This window comes from Microbacterium sp. J1-1 (genome assembly GCF_024498615.1).
Classification (GTDB): Bacteria; Actinomycetota; Actinomycetes; order Actinomycetales; family Microbacteriaceae; genus Microbacterium; species Microbacterium aurugineum.
On sequence record NZ_CP089590.1, the window covers coordinates 1,791,847 to 1,812,568 of the forward strand.

A 20,722-nucleotide genomic window follows, 5' to 3' on the forward strand; every position below is an offset into this window, starting at 1 on the left:
AAGCAACGGGTTAGTGAACACTAACCGAAAGTGCATGCACCGCGCCAGGGCTGTCGCCTGCGCGGACGTGGGTCGAGGAGGACATCACGATGCCCGCAACTCAGGAGTCACTCGCGCGGGAGCTGCGAGAACGCCTCGCGACGGCCGCGCTCGGGGGACCGGAGGCGTCCCGAGAACGCCATGTCTCCCGGGGGAAGCTCCTCCCGCGCGACCGTGTCGCACGGGTCCTCGACGAAGACAGCCCGTTCCTGGAGGTGGCCCCGCTCGCGGCCGACGGCCTGTACGGGGGAGAGGCCCCGGGAGCAGGTGTGATCGCCGGCATCGGTCTCGTCCACGGCCGTCACGTGATGGTCGTCTGCAACGACGCGACGGTGAAGGGAGGCACCTACTTCCCCCTCACCGTCAAGAAGCACCTGCGGGCCCAGGAGATCGCGCTCGAGAACCGTCTGCCGTGCCTCTACCTGGTCGACTCGGGAGGGGCATTCCTGCCGAAACAGGACGAGGTGTTCCCGGACCGGGAGCATTTCGGCCGGATCTTCTTCAATCAGGCGCGCATGTCCGCGGAAGGTATCCCGCAGCTCGCCGCCGTGCTCGGCTCCTGCACGGCCGGTGGCGCCTACGTGCCCGCGATGAGTGACGAGACCGTGATCGTCAAGGGGCAGGGCACCATCTTCCTCGGCGGCCCACCGCTCGTGAAGGCCGCGATCGGCGAGGTCGTGACCGCGGAGGAGCTCGGCGGCGGTGAGTTGCACGCACGACGCAGCGGCGTGGTCGACCATCTCGCCGAAGACGATGAGCACGCACTCGAGATCCTTCGTGACATCGTCGCCACGCTTCCCCCGCCCGCAGCACCCGCGTGGGAAGTTGCCACCAGCCGGCCGCCGTCGGATCCGTCCAGTCTCTACGACGCCGTTCCGGTCGACGTCAACGCCGCCTACGACGTGCACGAGGTCATCGCGCGGCTGGTCGACGGCGACACCTTCCTCGAGTTCAAGCCCGAGTACGGCACGACTCTGATCACCGGCTTCGCCCGACTCCACGGGCATCCCGTCGGTGTCGTCGCGAACAACGGGGTGCTGTTCAGCGAGTCCGCGCTCAAGGGAGCGCACTTCATCGAGCTGTGCGATCAGCGGGGTATCCCTCTGCTCTTCCTGCAGAACATCACGGGATTCATGGTCGGCTCCGATGCCGAGGCCGGTGGTATCGCCAAGGACGGCGCGAAGATGGTGACAGCTGTCGCGAGCACGAGGGTGCCGAAGCTCACGGTCATCATCGGCGGATCCTTCGGGGCGGGCAACTACTCGATGTGCGGACGGGCCTACTCACCCCGCTTCCTCTGGACCTGGCCGGCCAGCCGCATCTCCGTGATGGGCGGGACGCAAGCGGCTTCGGTCCTCGCGACCGTCAAGGAAGACCAGCTCTCCGCGCGCGGCGAGAGCTGGAGCAGTGCCGAGCGCGCCGCCTTCGAGTCGCCGATCCGCGAACAGTATGAGCATCAGGGAGAGCCGTACTACGCGACTGCTCGACTGTGGGACGACGGCATCGTCGATCCCGCTCAGACCCGCGACCTCCTGGGCCTCGCCCTCGATGTCGTCGCCCGCAGTCCGCTGCCCGAACCGCGCTTCGGCGTCTTCCGGATGTGAGTGCCATGTCGTCGTCACCCGAGATCTCCTTCCACACCGTCCTCGTCGCCAACCGCGGCGAGATCGCCAGGCGCGTGATCCGCACCCTCCGCGCCCTCGGCATCCGCAGCGTCGCGGTGTACAGCGACGCCGATGCCTCGGCACCGCACGTGCGCGAGGCGGACGTCGCCGTGCGGATCGGACCTGCACCGGCGGCGGAGTCGTACCTCGACATCGATGCCGTGATCGCCGCCGCCCGCAGCACCGGTGCCCAGGCCATCCACCCCGGTTACGGGTTCCTCTCCGAGAGCGTCGGACTCGCGGAGGCCTGCGCGGAGAGCGGCATCGTCTTCATCGGGCCCTCGGTGAAGGCTCTGCAGATCATGGGGGACAAAGCGCGCGCTCGTGACCATGTCCTGCGCTACGGCGTTCCCGTGGTCCCCGGCTTCGATGCCAAGGGCCTGTCCGATCTCGAGATCGCCGAGGAGGCGGAGCGCGTCGGGTACCCGCTGCTGGTGAAACCCAGCGCCGGCGGCGGCGGCAAAGGCATGGAGGTCGTCGTCGACGCGACGGGGCTTCCAGTCGCGCTCGCCTCCGCACGACGTGTGGCGGCCGCGGCGTTCGGGGACGATGCTCTGATCCTCGAACGCCTGATCAGGCGCCCACGGCACATCGAGGTGCAGGTCTTCGGAGATGCGCACGGGACGGTCGTCGCGCTCGGCGAACGGGAATGCACGCTGCAGCGACGGCACCAGAAGGTCATCGAGGAGGCACCGTCCGCCGGCATTCCCGCACATACCCGGGAACAGCTGCTCGCGGCGGCCGTCCTCGCGGCTGAGAGTGTCGAGTACGTCGGCGCGGGCACAGTCGAGTTCCTCATCGACGCCGATGCTCCCGATGAGGTGTTCTTCATCGAGATGAACACCCGGCTGCAGGTGGAGCACCCGGTGACCGAGGAGGTCACCGGGCTCGATCTCGTCGCTCTCCAACTCCGTGCCGCGGATGGGCTTCCGCTCGCGATCGCGCCCCGTCTGCGTGGTCACGCCGTGGAGGCCCGCGTGTACGCGGAGTCGCCGGAGCGCGGATTCCTCCCCTCGACCGGGACTGTTCTGCTGTTCGAGCCCCCTATCGGTGTCCGCGTCGACGCCGCGATCGAGACAGGAAGCGCGGTGACGGGTTACTACGACCCGATGATCGCGAAGGTGATCGCGTTCGCAGATGACCGTGCCACTGCACTTGCTCGTCTCGACGAGGCGCTCGCACGCACGGTCGTGTTGGGCGTCGAGACGAACATCGCGTTCCTCCGGGCCCTCTGTCAGGACGAGCGCGTCCTCGCCGGCGACCTCGACACGGGTCTCATCGACACCCTGCTTCCGTTCGACGCGGAGAGGCCTTCGTCGGCGCAGCTCGCCGCGGCGCGAGAGGCGGTTTCCGGGCACGCCGAGCCGGTGCGGACGAGCCCCCTGTGGCATGAGCTTCCGGGGTGGCGCGTGGGGGCCGCAGAGGTGGCAGGCGCGCCGTTCGTCGCACTCACGGACGCCGACGACGAGATCGCGCTCACGGAGACGTCTCCCACCGGGTCGCGCGAAGCGATCCGTGCCGCCGTGGATGGCGATGGAGCCGTGTGGGTCGCCGAGGGCGGTCGCACCGTGCGCCTCCGGCCCCTCGACCGGAAGCAGCGGATGCTGCGACGACTGTCCGCGCGTGACGCGGGGGTTGCGGCGACGGAACCGGAAGGACGCGCCCCGATGCCGGGCAGCGTCGTCGCGGTACACGTCGCGGACGGGGATCCGGTGTCCGCCGGTGATGCACTCGTCTCGATCGAGGCGATGAAGATGGAACACCCTGTGCTGGCACCCCACGACGGGGTGGTGCATCTGCTGGTCGCGGTCGGCGACCAGGTGCGGCGCGACCAACCGGTCGCCCGTGTGACGACGGAGGAGAGCTGAACATGGAAGATCTGTCCGAGGAGGAGCGCGAGCTCGCCGCCATGGTGCGGGAGTTCGCCGACACCGTCGTCGCACCGCAGGCCTACGAGGCCGACCGCTCGCACACGCTGTCGATGGATGTCGTGGCGCAGATGGGCGATCTCGGATTGTTCGGACTGCCGTTCCCGGAGGAGTACGGCGGCCAGGGCGGCGACTACATGGCGCTCGGCATCGCGATCGAGGCCCTCGGTCGCGTGGATCAGTCGATCGCGATCACGCTCGAGGCAGGTGTCAGCCTGGGCGCGATGCCGATCTTCCGCTTCGGCACCGAGGAGCAGCGCCGCGAGCTGCTGCCGGATCTTCTCGCAGGACGAGCGTTGGCGGGTTTCGGTCTCACCGAGCCGGAAGCGGGAAGCGATGCCGGTGCCACCAGGACCACGGCCCGACTCGACGGTGACGAATGGGTCATCGACGGCTCGAAGCAGTTCATCACCAACTCGGGCACGCCCATCACGCGCTTCGTGACCGTCACCGCCGTCACGGGGAACGAGAACGGTCGCAAGGAGATCTCCACGATCATCGTCCCCAACGGCACGCCGGGGTTCACGGTCGAGGCACCGTACGACAAGGTGGGCTGGAACGCGTCCGACACGCATCCACTGACCTTCGACGGTGCCCGAGTGCCCGCATCGAACCTGCTGGGTGAGCGGGGAACGGGCTTCCGCAGCTTCCTCAGCATCCTCGACGAAGGGCGCATCGCGATCGCAGCGCTGTCGACCGGTGCAGCCGAGGGGTGCCTGGAGGCCGCTGTCGAGTACGCCAAGAGCCGCACCATCTTCGGCGCCGCGCTGAGCACTCGGCAGAACGCGCAGTTCACGCTGGCACGGATGCGTGCGCGGGTGCATACCGCCCGACTCGCCTGGCACCACGCCGCCAGGCTGCGGGATGCGGGCAAGCCCTTCGCCGAAGCGGCGGCGATCGCCAAGCTCGTCGGCGGCGAAGCCGCGATGGACAATGCCAGGGATGCGACCCAGATCTTCGGAGGGAACGGGTTCATGAACGAGTTCCCCGTGGCGCGTCACTACCGCGACTCGAAGATCCTCGAGATCGGTGAGGGCACCACCGAAGTACAGCTCCTCGTGATCGCGCGGGGTCTTGGGCTCGCCGGGTAGCGTGGCCGGTATGACCACGCACGACATCCTCCAGCGGGGGCTGTACTACGAGGAGTTCGAGATCGACGCCCGTTACCTGCACCGTCCGGGGCGTACGGCGACCGAGGCCGACAACGTTCTCTTCACGACACTGACCATGAACACGCAGGCGCTCCATCTCGATGCGGCGTTCGCCGATGCGCAGGATCCGTTCCACGCGCGGCTGGTGAACTCGATGTGGACCCTGTCGACGATGGTGGGCTCCTCGGTCGCCCAGTTGACGCAGGGGACCCTCGTGGCACAACTCGGCTTCGGTGACGTGGCATTCCCGCATCCGCTGTTCGCCGGCGACACGCTCTATACCGAGAGCGTCATCGTGGAGAAGCGGCTGTCCTCATCCCGACCGGGGCAGGGCATCGTGAAGATCGCGCACACCGGACGCAACCAGGACGGGACGGTCGTCGCCACCGCCGTGCGCTCTGTGCTCGTGCACTGCCTTCCGGAAGGAGCCACGGCGTGAATTTCGACCTCGGGCCCGCTTTGCTGTTCTGCCCCGCCGATCGCCCTGAGCGCTTCCAGAAGGCCTCCGAGCGAGCCGATGCCGTCATCCTCGACCTCGAGGATGCCGTGCTCCCGGATGCGAAAGATGCCGCGCGTCGGAACGTGATCGCCGCCGATATCGATCCTGACCGCGTGATCGTGCGCGTCAATGCCCCGGACACCGATGCCTTCACGGCCGACCTCTCGGCGCTGGCTCAGACCGACTTCCGCACCGTGATGGTGGCGAAGACGGAGAGCGCGGAGAGCCTCGCGGCATTCGACGCGCGCTTCTCGCTGATCGCCCTCTGCGAGACCGCCCGTGGGATCCACGCGGCGGACCGCATCGCCGCGCACCCGACCGTGTCCGCGATGATGTGGGGCGCCGAGGACCTCGTCGCCTCGCTCGGAGGGACCTCGTCACGGAACGCCGACGGAGGCTATCGCGACATCGCCCGCTACGCTCGCGCGCGCGTTCTCCTCGAGGCGGGCGCACACGGCAAGGCGGCCATCGACGCCGTGCACATCGATCTCGACGATTCAGACGGCCTTCAGCGGGAGGCGCGGGATGCCGCCGCCTCCGGTTTCCGCGCGACCGCCTGCATCCACCCGAGCCAGGTCGAGCACATCCGTGCCGCCTACCGGCCCGATGACACGCGCATCGACTGGGCGCGTGCGGTGCTCGCAGCCGCCGCGAGCGAACGCGGTGTGTTCCGATTCGAAGGACGCATGATCGACGAGCCCGTGCTTCGCCACGCGCGCTCCATCGTCTCCCGCGCACGCTGACAGCGCGCGCGGATCAACTCAGAGGACCGGTGACTCCTCCAGCAGGCGCAGGTATCCCGGAGCCGCCACGAAGCGGTGCGCGGAGCCGTTGCGCAGGACATCGCCCTCACGGGGGAGCGTGCCGCCGGAGACGTGGTCGATCACCGCGCGGATCACGCCGCCGTGCGCGACGACAAGAACGGACTCCGCCTGCGGAGCTGAACGGCGCCGCGCTTCGCGGTCGATCGCGTGGAGCGCGGCGATGGCGCGCACACCCACCTCGTGCAGCGTCTCCGCACCCGGCACCTCGGCGTGCCAGTCTCCGTAGGTGCGGATGTAGTCCTCGACGAGCAGCCCTTCGCCATCGCCGAATTCACGCTCACGGATGTCCGGGACGACGGCGGCGAGCTCCAGTCCGAGCCTGTCCGCGATGATCTCCGCCGTCTCCCTGGCCCGAAGCAGCGGACTCGAGTACACGGCGTGATGGGTCGTCCCCGCGAGCTTCTCCGCGGCCCAACGTGCGTCTTCCCGACCGGTCTCGTTCAGCGGGATATCGGTCGATCCCTGGATGCGCCGTGCGAGGTTCCAGTCGGTCTGGCCATGGCGGACGAGCGTGAGGTAGGTCACGTGAGGAGCTCCTGGAGTGCGGGGAGCACGTCGCTGGTACCTGCGGCGATGGTGAGATCGGCCCAGGTGTCTGCACGCGTCGGCTCCCGGTTGACGATGATGAGGGGGATGCTGCGGCGGCGGGCGCGCTCGACGAGGCGCACCCCTGAGTTGACCACCAGCGACGAGCCGGCGACGATCAGGGCGGAACTGGAGCGGAGCAGCGACTCGGCCGCGCGGAAGCGGTCCTGCGGCACGTACTCGCCGAAGAAGACCACATCCGGCTTCAGCATCCCGTCGCACACCGTGCACACCGGGACGATGAAGCCGTCCGTGCTCTCGGGGAGGACGTCGCCGTCCGGCGCGAGAGCGATGTTCTCGGGGACGGTGATCCAGGGATTGAGTTCCTCGATCTGCACGGCGATGTCGCGGCGATCGAAGACCTGGCCGCAGTGCAGGCAGAGCACCCGGCGCATCGTGCCGTGCACCTCGATCACGTGGGAGCTTCCGGCACGCAGATGCAGTCCGTCGACGTTCTGGGTGATGACCCCGGACACTTTGCCGGCGGCTTCGAGTCGAGCAAGAGCTGTGTGCCCGGGGTTGGGGGCGGCACTGGCGAAGGCACGCCAGCCCAGATGCCCGCCCACCCAGTAGCGTCGCCGCGCCGCTTCGTCGCCGAGATAGGTCTGGATCGTCATCGGGTCGCTACGCGTTCGGGCTCCCTCGCCGCGGTAGGCGGGGATGCCCGAGTCCGTGGAGATGCCTGCTCCGGTCAAGAGGGCGATGCGCTTGCCGTGCAGCAGCTCTGCGGCGTAGGCGACGGTGGCCGACAGCTCGGCGGTGTTCGACACGCTCACGGGGACCTCCTCGAGCGAGTCTACGGTGTGGCGTCGACGGGGGATCGCGCGAGACGCCCCTTGCGCGCGTCGAGCGCGGCGGTGGCAGAGTGGGAGTCGTGCAACTGTTCCCGGTGACCGACGTCCACGATCCACGCCTCGACGACTACCGCGGGCTCACGGACACGGCTCTCAGAGCGATGAACGAACCGGCGGGCGGGCTGTACATCGCGGAATCGACGAAGGTCATCGCCCGGGCGATCGCCGCCGGACACCTTCCGCGCTCCGTCCTGGTGCAGGAGCGCCGGGTGGAGGACATCCGTGCGATCGTCGGTGACTTCGACGTGCCGGTGTACGTCGTCCCCGACGAGGTCGCCGAGGCCGTCACCGGGTTCGCCGTGCATCGCGGGACGATCGCGTCGATGCACCGCCCGGAGCTCCCGTCCGTTCGCACGGTGCTGGAAGGGGCGACGCTCGTCCTCATCCTGGAGAACATCGGCGACCACACGAACGTGGGGGCGGCCTTCCGGGCGGCGGCCGGGCTGGGCGCCGATGCCGTCCTGGTGTCGCCGGGTGGCGCGGATCCGTTGTACCGGCGGAGCGTCCGAGTCAGTATGGGAACGGTGTTCCAGGTGCCGTGGACACGCATCGTCGACTGGGGCTCCGCGGTCGAGGACCTCCACGCCGCCGGGTTCGACATCGCCGCGCTCGCCTTGCGCGATGATGCCGTGTCGCTCGATGCATACGCAGCTGCACGGCCGGAGCGCGTCGCACTCGTGATGGGCTCCGAGGGGGACGGCCTCTCCCGGACGGCGCTCGACGCGGCCGATCACATCGTCACGATCCCGATGAGTGGGGGAGTGGACTCGCTGAACGTGGCATCGGCGGCCGCGGTCGCGCTCTGGGCGATGCAGCGCTGAGGCTCAGTCCCTTTCGGGCAGGACGACCGGCGAGGGCTCGGGCCGCTTGGCGGCGATGTTGTCGCCGGATGACTGGTGCCGCAGCCGACGGAGCACCCACGGGACCAGATGCTCCCGTGCCCAGCCGAGGTCTTCCGACCGCGCCTCCCGCCAGGTCCGCAGCGGGAGGGGCTCGGGCTGCATGGACTCGAGATCGTTCGGGACGTTGAGGGCGCGCAGCACCATCCGGGCCACTTCGTGGTGGCCGAGTGCGTTGTAGTGGAGGCGGTCGTCGTCGAAGAAGCGCATGTCCTGCACGACCTTGAGCGCCCACTGGTCGGCGACGATGCAGTCGTGGCGCTCGGCGATCGCGCGGACGTTCTCGTTGTAGATCGCGACCTTCCCACGAAAGGCGCGGAAGACCGGCGTGAAGCCGGTGTCGATACCGGTGAAGAGCAGCACTGCCGCCCCCGTGGAAGCGAGGCGGGCGACGGCGTCGTCGAGTTGGCTGGCGATCGCGTCCGGGTCGGTGCCGGGGCGGATCACGTCGTTGCCGCCGGCGCAGATGGACACGAGGTCCGGGCGCAGCGCCACGGCGGGCTCGACCTGGTCGGCGACGATCTGCGCGATCAGCTTGCCGCGCACCGCGAGGTTCGCATAGGCGAAGTCGTCCACCTGGGCGGCGAGGACTTCGGCGACGCGGTCAGCCCAGCCGCGGTGGCTTCCCGGATGTGCCGGATCGGGGTCACCGATCCCCTCAGTGAACGAGTCGCCGAGTGCCACGAACCGGCGCCACGGATGCGCCGTCTCGTTGGGTACATAGGGGGTCCGAGTCGAATCCTGGTCGGTCATCCAGCTCTCCTTCGCGAACGTTCCGCGGAGCGGCGGTGGCCGCAGCGCAGTGACAGATCCTACCCCGAGGGACCCACCGATGGGCGGGGCGCGCGCGGGGGAGTGCGCCGGTGACGCAGTGTCGTCGGCAACGATTATCGTGGAGTCGATGCTCTCTCCGTCCTTTCCTCAGCGTGCCCCATGGGGAACCGCGAGCAAGCTGCGTGCCTGGCAGCAGGAAGCGCTCGACCAGTACTTCCGCGACGACCAACGGGACTTCCTCGTCGCGGCCACACCCGGTGCCGGCAAGACCACCTTCGCCTTGACTCTCGCGGTCGAGCTGATGCGCATGGGCGAGGTCAATCGGATCATCGTCGTCGCGCCGACGGAACACCTCAAGACGCAGTGGGCGGATGCCGCGTCGCGGGTGCACATCCGCCTCGATCCTCGGTTCCGCAACAGCGACTGGGCACCGGCGCGGCACTATCACGGTGCCGTCGTGACCTACGCGCAGGTCGCGGCGAAGTCCTCCGTGCATCGGCATCTGACGGAAGACGCGAAGACCCTCGTGATCCTCGACGAGGTGCATCACGGCGGGGACGCGTTGAGCTGGGGAGACGCCATCCGCGATGCGTACGGCCCCGCGAAGCGACGTCTGCTGTTGTCGGGAACCCCGTTCCGAAGCGATACGGCACCGATCCCGTTCGTCGAGTACCATCCCGACGAGTCCGGTGCGCGCGTCTCACGCACCGACTACAACTACGGCTACGGGCGGGCGTTGGCGGACGGCGTCGTGCGCCCGGTGCTGTTCCACATGTATGCCGGAAAGATGCGTTGGCGCACGACCACGGGAGACGAGCTCGAGACGCATCTCGGTCAGGACAACACGAAAGACGTGACGTCGCAGGCCTGGCGCACGGCACTCGATCCCGAGGGCGACTGGATGCCCGCGGTGCTGTCCGCAGCGGACCGACGCCTCACCGAGATCCGCCACCACGTACCCGATGCCGGCGGGCTCGTCCTCGCCACGGATCAGACGGTCGCGCGCGCCTACGCGAAGATCCTCCACAGCATCACACGTCAACAGCCGACGATCGTGCTCTCCGACGACGCCACGGCCTCCGAACGCATCGAGAAGTTCAGCGCGAGCACGGACCGGTGGATGGTCGCCGTGCGCATGGTCTCGGAAGGCGTCGATGTGCCGCGGCTCGCAGTCGGCGTGTATGCCACCTCCTCCTCGACGCCTCTGTTCTTCGCGCAGGCCATCGGTCGGTTCGTGCGAGCCCGGCGTCGCGGTGAGGCCGCCAGTGTGTTCTTGCCGCAGGTGCCTGTGCTCATGGGCCTTGCGAACGAGATGGACAAACAGCGCGATCACGCGCTCGACCGTCAGTCGAAAGAGGAAGACGGTCTCGATGATTCGTTGCTCGAGAGTGCGAACCGGGAAGAGGAGACCTCTGACGCGCTGACACAGGAGTTCAGCTATCAGGCGCTCTCCTCGGTCGCCCACTTCGATCGGGTCGTGTTCGAGGGCCAGGAGTTCGGTCAGCTGGCCGAGCCGGGTACGCCGGAGGAAGAGGAGTTCATCGGATTCCCCGGGCTCCTCGAACCCGAGCACGTGCATGAGCTGCTCATGCAGCGACAATCGCGGCAATCCCGGTTGCGGGAGGCTCGGGAGGCCTCCGCTGGCCCTGCCGAGACGACGACGCTGCCCCCGCCGCTTCACCGCACCCTGAAGGAGCAGCGACAGCTGTTGAACAGCCTCGTCGGCCTGTACGCCCGGCAGAAGGGCGAACCGCACGGCGCGGTCCATGCCGAACTCCGGCGGATCTGCGGCGGCCCCGCGGTCGCACAAGCCACGGTGACGCAACTGCAGTCGCGCATCGAGGTCCTGCGCAAGCGCGTGCGCTCCTGAGCTGAGCGATCGGTGCGTGTCGGACGCGACCTCGTGCCGCCCGATTCGGATCCCCGAAATGCTGTCAATCCGCGTCTGAGCGAGGTGTCGGCGGGGCGGTCCGGATAGCGTGGAACGGTTGCCCGCGCCCCGGGCATTGCCCGTTCTGGAGGATCCATGACAGCGCCCGCTGCCGACACCCCGACCCCCGCCGACCGTCGGCGCTGGGCCCGCTATCTCGTCGAGGAGCGCGCTGAGGGCTCCGTCTACCAGAAGCTCGCAGCCCGACGCACGGGGGAGGAGCGGGAGATCCTGCTCAGCCTCGCTGACGCGGAACGTCGACACGAGCAGCACTGGCTCGACCTGCTCGGAGCGGAGCCCGAGAAGCTCCCCCGGGCGGGTGTCCGGTCGAGGATGCTCGGCTGGATGGCCGGTCGGTTCGGATCGATCTTCGTGCTGGCCCTCGCGCAGAACGCCGAAGCGCGTTCGCCGTATGACTCCGAGCAGTATGCGACCCCGGCGATGCGTGCCGACGAGAAGGTCCACTATGAGGTCGTCCGTGGACTCGCGGCTCGAGGCCGACGGCGCCTCTCCGGCTCGTTCCGCGCTGCCGTCTTCGGTGCCAACGACGGCCTCGTGAGCAATCTCGCTCTCGTGCTCGGTATCGGCGCGACCGGGGTCAGCTCGGGATTCGTCCTGTTCAGCGGCATCGCCGGCCTCCTCGCCGGTGCCCTGTCGATGGGCGCGGGAGAGTTCGTGTCCGTGCGGTCGCAGCGCGAGTTGCTCGCAGCCACCGCCGCCAACGACGATGCCACGGCGTCCGCGGGAGACCTCGACATCGACGAGAACGAACTGGCGCTCGTCTATCGCGCGCGCGGCATGGAACAGGAAGAGTCGCTGGCTCGCGCGCGGCGTATCGTCACCGCCGCGCAGGCCGGGGTCCGTGGAGCCACGACCGGTCCGATCAACGCCCAGCGCGCGGACGACCATGAGATCGTCGGCAGCGATTGGACCGCGGCGGTCTCGAGCTTCCTGCTGTTCGCCTCCGGCGCGATCATCCCCGTGCTGCCGTGGATCTTCGGGCTGGAGGGGACGAACGCGATCGTCGTCGCACTGGTGCTGGTCGGCATCGCGCTGCTGAGCACCGGCGCCATGGTCGGGGTACTCTCGGGCGGACCGCCCTTGCGGCGCGCACTCCGTCAGCTCGCGATCGGCTTCGGAGCGGCAGCGATCACCTACGTGCTCGGCGTGCTCTTCGGCGTCGGGGCGGTCTGACCTATCCGGCCGAGGAGATCGTGATCGTCCGAGCGCCGTCCTCGTCATGGATGATGCCCGGGGGTCTCCGATGGAGTATCTCGCGATCGAACCGGAGCACGAACGAAGAAGCCCCGGAGCATTCCTGGCGAACCAGTCATGCTCCGGGGCTGTCTGTGCGCGGAGGGGGACTTGAACCCCCACGCCCTTACGGGCACTACGACCTCAACGTAGCGCGTCTACCATTCCGCCACCCGCGCAGGTTTTGGATGATCGTTGCCGACCGAAGAATGACATTACCACGTCCTCAGCGGGCACTCGAACCGAACCATACGCCCGGGCGTGGCGCGTGGTTTCGATAGCCTGGAGCCATGACCGATCCGTCTCTTCCGGAGGTCGCGCGCGTCGCGAGCGACCTGATCCGCTTCGACACATCCAACTTCGGCGGAGGGAACGCGAAGGGCGAACGCGAGGCCGCGGAGTACGTCGGGTCCTACCTGGAAGCGTTGGGGCTCGAGGTCGAGTACTACGAACCCGTTGCGCGGCGCACGAACGTGATGGCGCGGGTGCCAGGGCGCGACCGCGACAAGCCTGCACTGGTCGTCCATGGGCACCTCGACGTCGTGCCGGCCATGGCCGAGGACTGGAGTGTCGACCCCTTCGCCGGCATCGTGCAGGACGGCATGCTGTGGGGGCGCGGCGCGGTCGACATGAAGAACATGAACGCGATGATCCTCACAGCAGTCGCCGACATCCTCCGCGCCGGAGAGCGGCCGGAGCGCGATCTGGTGCTGGCCTTCTTCGCTGACGAGGAGAACGGCGGCGTCGAAGGTTCGACTCTGGTCGTGCAGAACCGACCCGAGTGGTTCGCCGGGGCGACGGCGGCGATCAGCGAAGTCGGTGGCTACTCGATCACGGTGGACGACCGTCGGGCGTACCTGCTGCAAGTCGGCGAGAAGGCCCTGATCTGGATCCGTCTGGTCGCGAAGGGGCGCGCGGGGCACGGCAGTCGCCTGCACGACGACAACGCGGTCACGAAGCTCGCCGAGGCGGTGGCGGCGATCGGTCGAACCCGGTGGCCGATCCGCCTGACGCCGACCACGACGGCGCTGCTCGAGGGGCTCAGCGCGCTGAGTGGACGCAGCGTGGACGACCCCGACGCCCTCGCGAAAGCCGCGGGACCTGCCGAGGCGTTCCTGCGTTCCTCGTTCCGGACCACGACGAATCCCACGGTCCTCAGCGCGGGCTACAAGCACAACGTGATTCCCGAGCGCGCAGAGGCGCTCATCGATGTCCGCGTGATCCCCGGGACCGAGGACGACGTGCTCGCCGAGCTCCAAAGCATCGTGGGGGACGACGTGGAGATCGAGACGGTCGTGCGAGACATCGGCATGGAGACGCCGTTCGAAGGCGAACTGGTCGAGGCGATGGTCGCGAGCATCGGACGTCACGACCCGGGCATTCCCGTGATCCCGTACCTCCTCGGCGCGGGGACCGACAACAAGGCGCTGGCCTACCTCGGGATCACGGGGTACGGATTCGCACCGCTGAAGCTCCCCGCCGATCTCGACTTCACAGGGATGTTCCACGGAGTCGATGAGCGAGTGCCCGTAGAATCGCTTGTCTTCGGCCAGCGTGTGCTGGCCGATCTGCTGCGCACGTACTGAGCGCCGGCCGCTCCGTGCCGCGATAACACAGAAAGCCCCTCCATGCACCTGCTCGAAGCACTGATCCTGGGTATCGTCCAGGGACTCACCGAGTTCCTCCCGATCTCCTCCAGCGCCCACCTCCGTATCCTCGGAACCTTCCTTCCGTCAGGGGAGGACCCGGGCGCGGCCTTCACCGCCATCACCCAGATCGGCACCGAGGCGGCTGTCGTCGTGTTCTTCTGGCGCGATATCGTCCGCATCATCACGCAGTGGTTCCGATCCCTCGTCGGCAAGGCCCCGCGCAACGATCCGGATGCCCGCATGGGGTGGATGATCATCATCGGCAGCATCCCGATCGTCGTCCTGGGTCTGCTCTTCCAGGACCAGATCGAAACCGTCCTGCGGTCGATGTGGATCGTCGCGATCATGCTCATCGTTTTCGGAATCCTGCTCGGCGTCGCCGACCACGTCGGTGCGAAGCGTCGCAAGCTCAACGATCTGACCTACCCCCACGGCGTCGCCTTCGGATTCGCTCAGGCATTGGCGCTGATCCCCGGGGTCTCTCGCTCGGGTGGCACCATCACCATGGGGCTGTTCCTGGGCTACGAGCGCGCTGCTGCCGCTCGCTATGCGTTCCTCCTGGCGATTCCCGCGGTCTTCGGCAGCGGTTTCTACCAGGTCTTCAAGAGCTGGGACGAGCCGTCGTTCTTCTCGTTCGGGGACACTCTCGCAGCCACCGGCATCGCCTTCGTGGTCGCGCTAGGAGTGATCGCGTTCTTCATGAGCTGGATCTCGAAGCGCAGCTTCCTGCCGTTCGTGATCTACCGGATCCTGCTGGGCACGGTATTGCTCGTGCTGCTCGGGACCGGTGTGATCGCGGCCTGATCCGGCGTCAGCGCTTGCGGTCGCCCGGTCCGTCGTCGCGGCGACGGAGGTAGCGCTCGAAAGCCTGCGCGATCGCGTCACCGGAGGCTTCGGGGGAGTCCCAGGTGTCTCGGGTGCGCTCGAGCTGGCGGATGTACTCGGCCATGTCCTCGTCATCGGCCGCTGCCGCGTCGATCGAGGCCTCCCAGGCGGCGGCCTCGGTGCGGAGCGCCTGGCGGTCGACATCGACGCCCGTGAGCTCCTCCAGCCGATCGAGGAGAGCGAGCGTCACCTTCGGTGAAGGCGTCGCCGAGGCAACGTAGTGGGGAACGCTGGCCCAGAGGCTGGCCGTGGGGATTCCCGCGTTCTCGGCGAAGTGCTCGAACACGGTGAGGATCCCGACCGGGCCCTCATAGAGCGAGCGTTCGAGTCCATGCGCCTCACGGACCTGCTCGTTCTGACTGGACGCGAAGATCGAGATCGGCCGGGTGTGCGGAACATCCGAGAGCATCGCACCGAGGGTGACGAATCCCGTGATGTCGTCGCGCAGAGCGACGTCGATGAACTCCGAGGCGAACGCCTGCCAGGTACGTGCCGGTTCGGCTCCCGTGAGCAGCCAGAATTCCGGGCCGGGCGCGGGGTTCCGTGGGCGCCAGAGTCCGGCTTCCGGCCAGGTGAGCTGGCGGCGGCCCTCGGCATCCATGCGAGTCGACGGTCGCGTGTACTGGTAGTCGAAGTAGAGCTCGGGGTCGACCGAGTGCACGAGGTCGTACTCCGTCGATGTGCGCAGTGCCTCTATCGCAGCGCTGGCGGCTTCACCCGCATCGTTCCAGCCGTCGAAGGCGGCGATGACGATGCGCGGACCGAGAACATCCATCGAGGGCTCCCTTCGAGTTCGCAGATGTGATCCTTCCAGGCTAGTCCGCGACGGCGGGATGCGGGTGGCACCCCGGCTAGCATGGGTTCGGTGAGCAGAAAGCCCAGCGCAGTCCTGTGGGACATGGACGGAACACTCGTCGACACCGAACCGTATTGGATGGCCGCCGAGACGGCGCTGGTCGAGTCCTTCGGCGGATCATGGAGCCACGAAGACGCATTGCGACTCGTCGGCAGCGGTCTGATCGACAGCGCCGTGATCCTGCAGAACGCGGGTGTGGCGATGGAAGCCGAGGCGATCGTCTCGCACCTGACCGACGTCGTGCAGCAGTCGCTTCGCACCCAGGGTGTCCCGTTCCGGCCTGGCGCGCGCGAACTGCTCCGTGATCTCCGGGACGCGGGCATCCCCACCGGTCTGGTGACCATGTCACTGCGCCGGATGGCACTGGACGTCGTGGAACTGATCGATTTCGAGGCGTTCGACATCGTCGTCGCCGGTGATGACGTGGAGAACCCGAAACCGCATCCGGAGCCGTATCTGCAGGGGGCGGCACTCCTGGACGTCGACATCGCCGAGGCCATCGTCATCGAAGACTCGCCCACCGGGGTGCGAGCGGGACTTGCCTCGGGCGCAGTGACGCTGGCGGTGCCGCACATCGTGCCGCTGGACGGGCTCGGAGCGCACGATCTGTGGGCGACACTCGCCGGACGTGGCGCCGACGATCTCACCGACCTGTTCGACAGCCACAGCGCCGCGACAGGAGCGATCCGATGACCGATATCGCCGCGCCGCGGCCGAGCGGCCCGTTCCGCGCGGGCGATCGCGTCCAGCTCACGGGACCCAAGGGACGCCTGCACACCGTGACGCTCCGCGAGGACGGCGAGCTCCACACGCATCAGGGTGTTCTGCGCCACCGTGACCTGATCGGGCTTCCGGACGGTTCCGTCGTGGCGAACAGCTCCGGGCACGACTATCTGGCACTCCGGCCTCTGCTGCGTGACTTCGCGATGTCGATGCCGCGCGGCGCGGCGATCGTGTACCCGAAGGACGCCGCCCAGATCGTCATGCAAGCGGACATCTTCCCTGGGGCGACCGTGGTCGAAGCAGGTGTCGGTTCCGGTGCCCTGTCGCTGTCGCTGCTGCGCGCGATGGGTCCGGCAGGGAAACTGATCTCGTTCGAGCGTCGCGAGGACTTCGCCGATGTCGCGCGCGCGAACGTCGAGACCTTCTTCGGTGAGAACCCGGACACCTGGCGTGTCGTCGTGGGAGACCTCGTCGAAGCCCTGCCGATTGAGGTGCCGGCGGCATCCGTCGACCGCGTCGTCCTCGACATGCTCGCGCCGTGGGAGTGCATGGACGCCGTCGCCGACGCGCTCACGCCGGGTGGAGTGGTCCTCTGCTACGTGGCGACGGCGACGCAGCTCTCGCGAGTCGCGGAGTACATCAGGGGCACCGGGCTCTTCACCGACCCGGACGCGTCGGAGACGATGGTCCGCGGATGGCACGTCGAGGGACTCGCGGTGCGCCCCGACCACCGGATGGTCGCCCACACCGGTTTCCTCCTCACCGCGCGCCGACTCGCCCCGGGAGCGATCGCTCCGTCGGTCAAGCGCCGTGCGTCCAAGAGCAGCTACGGCGACGAGGACGTGGAGGCCTGGACACCCGGAGCCGTCGGCGACCGTGAGATCAGCGACAAGAATCTGCGCAAACGCGCGCGGGAGGCGGAGAAGGCAGCAGAGGGGGCACGCCTGGCGGCCGCTTCGCGCGATTCCTCGCACCCGACGGAATAGACTGGAGCGCGTGCGTAAAACGTCCGCCGTTCTGGCCTCCCTCAGCCTTGCCGTCCTCGCCCTGACCGGCTGCACCGTCGCGTCGCCCGACAGCGGTGCCACCTGTGATCGTGGCACCGACGACAAGGTCTTGAACATCGCCGACGTGAGCGGCGACCTCGGCTCGGTTCCCGACGTCGATGTCTTCGGCCCGGTCAAGACGGACGAGACCTCGTTCGCCGACGTCACCGTCGGGGACGGTCTGGCACTCGGATCGGACTTCCAGCCCGTGGTGCTCGATATCGCCTTCTTCGGCGGAGACAGCGGCAAGGCTCTGTACAAGTCCGAGTTCAACGGCGACCCGAGCCGCGTGCACAGCATCGATTATTGGGCGCAGCGTTCCGCGGGCCTTGCAGACGTGCTGGAGTGCGCCACCGGTGGCAGCCGTGTCCTCGCCGTCCTGACTCCGGAGGACTTCGGGGCCCAGAACGTCCAGGCGTTCGGACTCGACGAAGGGGAGAACATCGTCGCGGTCATCGATGTGCTCGATGTCATGCCGTCGAAGGCGTCCGGTGCGTTGCAGTTCAATGACGCGCGCGGCCTTCCCAGCGTCGTGCGGGCTCCCGACGGCACACCCGGCATCATCGTCCCCGACGTTCCGGCGCCGACCGAGATTGTCACGCAGACGCTGATCAAGGGCGATGGTCCGAAGGTCGAGGAGGGTGACATCGTGGTCTCCAATGTCATGGGCGTCGACTGGGATGAGAAGACCGTGACCACGTCCTCGTGGGGCAAGGACGCGAGCGTGAGCGTCGCCGCCGAGCAGATGGTGGGTGCCACCGTCGGTTCGCAGCTCCTCGTCGTGTTCCCCGCAACAGAGAGCGCTCCCGCCACCGCGATCGTCGTCGACATCCTGGGCGCAGTGGCGGCGCCGACGCAGTGATGGCCGCCCGTATCCCCGCGGAGGAGCGCCTGACGAATCTCGTCGTGGCGCTGATGGCCACGGAGATCGGGCTGACGAAGCAGCAGATCCTCGACAACGTCTCCGGCTACCGCCAACGAGCGGAAGCGGGCACGCGTTCCGACGCGCTCGAGAAGATGTTCGAACGCGACAAGGACGAGTTGCGGACGCTCGGCGTACCGATCGAGACGATCGGTGACGCCGCTGATCCGAACGATCTCCGCGAGGCCCGCTACCGTATTCCGCAGGCAGAATACGACCTTCCGAGTGACATCGTGTTCTCTCCGGCGGAACTCGCAGTGCTGCGTCTCGCCGGCAGCGTCTGGAGCGCGGAGTCCGTTTCCGGGGATGCACAGTCCGGCGTGCGCAAGATCCGCGCTCTCGGGATCGACGGTGACGAGCCGATCATCGGCTTCGCCCCACGCATCACGGCGCGTGACGCGGCGTTCGCTCCTCTCCAGGATGCGATCGAGCGCTGTCGGGTCGTGACGTTCGACTACCTGAAGCCCGGCGAGGAGGCGCCGCGGCGACGACGCATTCGTCCGCTCGCCCTCGTCGACTACGAGGCTCGGTGGCATGTGTTCGGGATCGATGTCGATGTCGATGAGGACCGGACGTTCCTGCTGGGCCGGATCGTCGGAGACGTCAAGGTGAGTTCGACGGGCTTCGACGCGTCCCTGCGCGACGGTGCGGGGGAGAGGGCTCTCGCCGGGCTCGAACGCGTCGCGTCGGAGAACTCGGCATTGCTCGAGGTCACGCCCGGCACCGAAGCCGCGCTCCGCCTCGGACGACGCGCGGTTCCGGCGACGCAGGGGATCCATGTTCCCTTCGTCGATCTGCACATCCTCGCGGATGAGCTCGCGTCCTACGGCCCAGAGGTCCGCGTGGTCGAGCCCGCCCCGCTCCGCGATGCGGTGATCTCCCGGCTCCAAGCAGTCGTCGATGCGCATGCTGATGCGGAGGACGCAGGATGAATCCGAAGCCCAAGCCGCTTCTCGCCGCCGAACGGGTCCGGCTCTATCTGACGCTCGTCCCCTATCTCCTCGAACACGGCCAGGTCTCGCTCGCGGAAGCGGCGGAGGAGTTCGGCGTCACGCCGCAGGAGATGCGCGGGATGGTGGAGAAGCTCACCGTCATCGGGCTTCCCGGGGAGTCCGGGTACTGGCAGCAGCCGCAGGAGATGTTCGACATCAACTGGGACCTGCTCGATCTCGAGGACGTCATCGAGATCACGAACGACGTCGCGCTGCGGCGAGTGCCTCGGTTCACCGCTCGTGAAGCCGCGGCCCTGCTCGCAGGCCTCCAGATGGTCGCGGCCGTGCCCGCGGTGTCGGATTCCGGACTCGTCGCGGGTCTCATCTCGAAGTTGTCCCGTGGCGCCGCCGATGCGCCCGCAGATGTCGTCGTCGCGCCGAGCGCGGTCGACGAGGTCCGCGAAGCGGTCGCGCGTGGTCTTCACGACGGTGTCGCGATCTCCTTCACCTACCAGGCCCCTGACGCCGCCCCGACCACACGCACGGTCGACCCGATGCAGATCCTGATCACCAACGGGCAGTGGTACCTGCAGGGGTGGTGCCACCTGCGTCAGGCGATGCGCACGTTCCATCTCGATCGTGTGAGCGCGCCCCAGCTGACGCAGATCCCGATCACCCACGGCGGGGATCACGTACCTGAGGCGTTCGCCGGTCTCGACGACGAGCGCGAGGTCACGGTTCGCGTGCCGGAACGCCTCGCCCCGCTGCTGGCCGGATTCGTCCCCACGGGGGAGCTCGAGGTGGTAGACGGTTTCGTGGCCACGCAACTGCACCTCGCCGACCCGCGCGGGATCAAGCGGCTCGCGGCGCGCTTCGGCGGGGCGATGGAGGTCATCGATCCCGGTGTCGCACGCACGGCCACCAGGGAGTGGGCCGCCTCGGGACTCGCGCTGTATCACCAGCCCGATGCGAAGAATTGATCTGTAGACTGAATCGAACGCTCACCGACGACGGGAATCCTGACATGTTCGCTGGAATGCAAGGCTGGCACCTGCTTATCGTGCTCGCCGTGATCCTCCTTCTGTTCGGTGCCGCCAAGCTGCCGGCGCTCGCGAAGAGCATGGGCCAGTCCGCTCGCGTGTTCAAGGGCGAGATGAAGGCGATGAAGGAAGAAGACGCGACCCGCGCAGATTCGACCGTCGCCGACCCCACCTCGGCCAAGGACTCGGGCGCTGACCCTGAGACTCCGCCTCGCGCCTGACCGGCCGTGGCAGCCATCGAACCGTCCGTGATGCCGAAGGCGGATCG

The 20,722-nt window shown here is 68.0% G+C and carries 20 protein-coding genes and 1 tRNA gene; 16 read left to right on the forward strand and 5 right to left on the reverse strand.

Annotation, left to right across the window (positions count from 1 at the left end; all coding sequences use genetic code 11):
* Positions 1–89 precede the first annotated feature (89 nt).
* The 5 genes from LRQ07_RS08505 to LRQ07_RS08525 are packed head-to-tail and all read left to right on the forward strand — an operon-like array spanning position 90 to position 6,024.
* The gene (locus tag LRQ07_RS08505; protein WP_232761871.1) at positions 90–1,643 is read left to right on the forward strand and encodes a carboxyl transferase domain-containing protein; all 1,554 of its coding nucleotides are present in this window, start codon (positions 90–92) and stop codon (positions 1,641–1,643) included.
* Between the two features lie 5 nt (positions 1,644–1,648).
* Positions 1,649–3,571, forward strand: a complete 1,923-nt coding sequence (locus tag LRQ07_RS08510) for a biotin carboxylase N-terminal domain-containing protein (RefSeq protein WP_232761870.1) — start codon at positions 1,649–1,651, stop codon at positions 3,569–3,571.
* Positions 3,572–3,573: 2 nt separating this feature from the next.
* Positions 3,574–4,722: an acyl-CoA dehydrogenase family protein gene (locus LRQ07_RS08515; protein ID WP_232761869.1), complete on the forward strand. Its 1,149-nt coding sequence runs from the start codon at positions 3,574–3,576 to the stop codon at positions 4,720–4,722.
* A gap of 10 nt (positions 4,723–4,732) precedes the next feature.
* Positions 4,733–5,221 (forward strand): MaoC family dehydratase, encoded by a 489-nt coding sequence (locus LRQ07_RS08520; protein WP_256536389.1) that lies wholly within the window; start codon positions 4,733–4,735, stop codon positions 5,219–5,221.
* Positions 5,218–6,024, forward strand: a complete 807-nt coding sequence (locus LRQ07_RS08525; RefSeq protein ID WP_232761867.1) for an HpcH/HpaI aldolase/citrate lyase family protein — start codon at positions 5,218–5,220, stop codon at positions 6,022–6,024. The genes LRQ07_RS08520 and LRQ07_RS08525 overlap by 4 nt, the downstream gene beginning before the upstream one ends.
* 18 nt (positions 6,025–6,042) lie before the next feature.
* Here LRQ07_RS08525 and LRQ07_RS08530 read toward each other — a convergent pair whose 3' ends face one another.
* Together LRQ07_RS08530 and LRQ07_RS08535 are read right to left on the reverse strand one after the other, a co-directional pair.
* A complete protein-coding gene (locus LRQ07_RS08530) occupies positions 6,043–6,630 on the reverse strand; it encodes a histidine phosphatase family protein (protein ID WP_256536390.1) in 588 nt (195 codons plus the stop codon).
* Complete coding sequence (locus LRQ07_RS08535; protein WP_256536391.1) at positions 6,627–7,466, reverse strand: Sir2 family NAD-dependent protein deacetylase; 840 nt, start codon at positions 7,464–7,466, stop codon at positions 6,627–6,629. The genes LRQ07_RS08530 and LRQ07_RS08535 overlap by 4 nt, the downstream gene beginning before the upstream one ends.
* A gap of 98 nt (positions 7,467–7,564) precedes the next feature.
* Between LRQ07_RS08535 and LRQ07_RS08540 the strand changes: the two genes are divergently transcribed.
* Positions 7,565–8,365 carry a TrmH family RNA methyltransferase gene (locus tag LRQ07_RS08540; RefSeq protein ID WP_047519725.1) on the forward strand — a complete coding sequence of 267 codons (801 nt, stop codon included), beginning with the start codon at positions 7,565–7,567 and terminating at the stop codon, positions 8,363–8,365.
* A 3-nt stretch (positions 8,366–8,368) separates the two neighbouring features.
* Here the strand turns inward: LRQ07_RS08540 and LRQ07_RS08545 are convergent, their stop codons facing one another.
* On the reverse strand, positions 8,369–9,196 hold the full coding sequence (locus LRQ07_RS08545; protein WP_256536392.1) for an SGNH/GDSL hydrolase family protein: 828 nt from the start codon (positions 9,194–9,196) through the stop codon (positions 8,369–8,371).
* A 148-nt stretch (positions 9,197–9,344) separates the two neighbouring features.
* Between LRQ07_RS08545 and LRQ07_RS08550 the strand changes: the two genes are divergently transcribed.
* Together LRQ07_RS08550 and LRQ07_RS08555 are read left to right on the forward strand one after the other, a co-directional pair.
* Positions 9,345–11,087: a DEAD/DEAH box helicase gene (locus LRQ07_RS08550; protein ID WP_052193259.1), complete on the forward strand. Its 1,743-nt coding sequence runs from the start codon at positions 9,345–9,347 to the stop codon at positions 11,085–11,087.
* Positions 11,088–11,243: 156 nt separating this feature from the next.
* The gene (locus tag LRQ07_RS08555) at positions 11,244–12,341 is read left to right on the forward strand and encodes a VIT1/CCC1 transporter family protein (RefSeq protein WP_232761865.1); all 1,098 of its coding nucleotides are present in this window, start codon (positions 11,244–11,246) and stop codon (positions 12,339–12,341) included.
* A 156-nt stretch (positions 12,342–12,497) separates the two neighbouring features.
* On the opposite strand, the gene LRQ07_RS08560 is transcribed toward LRQ07_RS08555, so the two are convergent.
* Positions 12,498–12,580: transfer RNA gene (locus LRQ07_RS08560), tRNA-Leu, on the reverse strand.
* Positions 12,581–12,691: 111 nt separating this feature from the next.
* Between LRQ07_RS08560 and LRQ07_RS08565 the strand changes: the two genes are divergently transcribed.
* Positions 12,692–13,987 carry a M20/M25/M40 family metallo-hydrolase gene (locus tag LRQ07_RS08565; RefSeq protein WP_256536393.1) on the forward strand — a complete coding sequence of 432 codons (1,296 nt, stop codon included), beginning with the start codon at positions 12,692–12,694 and terminating at the stop codon, positions 13,985–13,987.
* Positions 13,988–14,029: 42 nt separating this feature from the next.
* Positions 14,030–14,854, forward strand: a complete 825-nt coding sequence (locus tag LRQ07_RS08570) for an undecaprenyl-diphosphate phosphatase (RefSeq protein WP_232761863.1) — start codon at positions 14,030–14,032, stop codon at positions 14,852–14,854.
* A gap of 7 nt (positions 14,855–14,861) precedes the next feature.
* On the opposite strand, the gene LRQ07_RS08575 is transcribed toward LRQ07_RS08570, so the two are convergent.
* Positions 14,862–15,710: a PAC2 family protein gene (locus LRQ07_RS08575; protein WP_047519614.1), complete on the reverse strand. Its 849-nt coding sequence runs from the start codon at positions 15,708–15,710 to the stop codon at positions 14,862–14,864.
* Between the two features lie 90 nt (positions 15,711–15,800).
* Here LRQ07_RS08575 and LRQ07_RS08580 point away from each other — a divergent pair, with 90 nt between their 5' ends.
* Genes LRQ07_RS08580 through tatA form a run of 6 tightly spaced genes read left to right on the forward strand, consistent with a single transcriptional unit; the run spans position 15,801 to position 20,675 of the window.
* Positions 15,801–16,484, forward strand: coding sequence for an HAD family hydrolase (locus LRQ07_RS08580; protein ID WP_256536394.1), 684 nt, complete (start codon positions 15,801–15,803; stop codon positions 16,482–16,484).
* Positions 16,481–17,500 (forward strand): tRNA (adenine-N1)-methyltransferase, encoded by a 1,020-nt coding sequence (locus LRQ07_RS08585; RefSeq protein WP_256536395.1) that lies wholly within the window; start codon positions 16,481–16,483, stop codon positions 17,498–17,500. The genes LRQ07_RS08580 and LRQ07_RS08585 overlap by 4 nt, the downstream gene beginning before the upstream one ends.
* Before the next feature lie 10 nt (positions 17,501–17,510).
* Positions 17,511–18,422: a hypothetical protein gene (locus LRQ07_RS08590; protein WP_232761861.1), complete on the forward strand. Its 912-nt coding sequence runs from the start codon at positions 17,511–17,513 to the stop codon at positions 18,420–18,422.
* On the forward strand, positions 18,422–19,414 hold the full coding sequence (locus LRQ07_RS08595) for a helix-turn-helix transcriptional regulator (protein ID WP_232761860.1): 993 nt from the start codon (positions 18,422–18,424) through the stop codon (positions 19,412–19,414). Before LRQ07_RS08590 ends, LRQ07_RS08595 begins: the two co-directional genes overlap by 1 nt.
* On the forward strand, positions 19,411–20,394 hold the full coding sequence (locus LRQ07_RS08600; protein WP_131491014.1) for a helix-turn-helix transcriptional regulator: 984 nt from the start codon (positions 19,411–19,413) through the stop codon (positions 20,392–20,394). The genes LRQ07_RS08595 and LRQ07_RS08600 overlap by 4 nt, the downstream gene beginning before the upstream one ends.
* 44 nt (positions 20,395–20,438) lie before the next feature.
* A complete protein-coding gene (gene tatA, locus LRQ07_RS08605; RefSeq protein WP_047519604.1) occupies positions 20,439–20,675 on the forward strand; it encodes a twin-arginine translocase TatA/TatE family subunit in 237 nt (78 codons plus the stop codon).
* Positions 20,676–20,722: the final 47 nt, after the last annotated feature.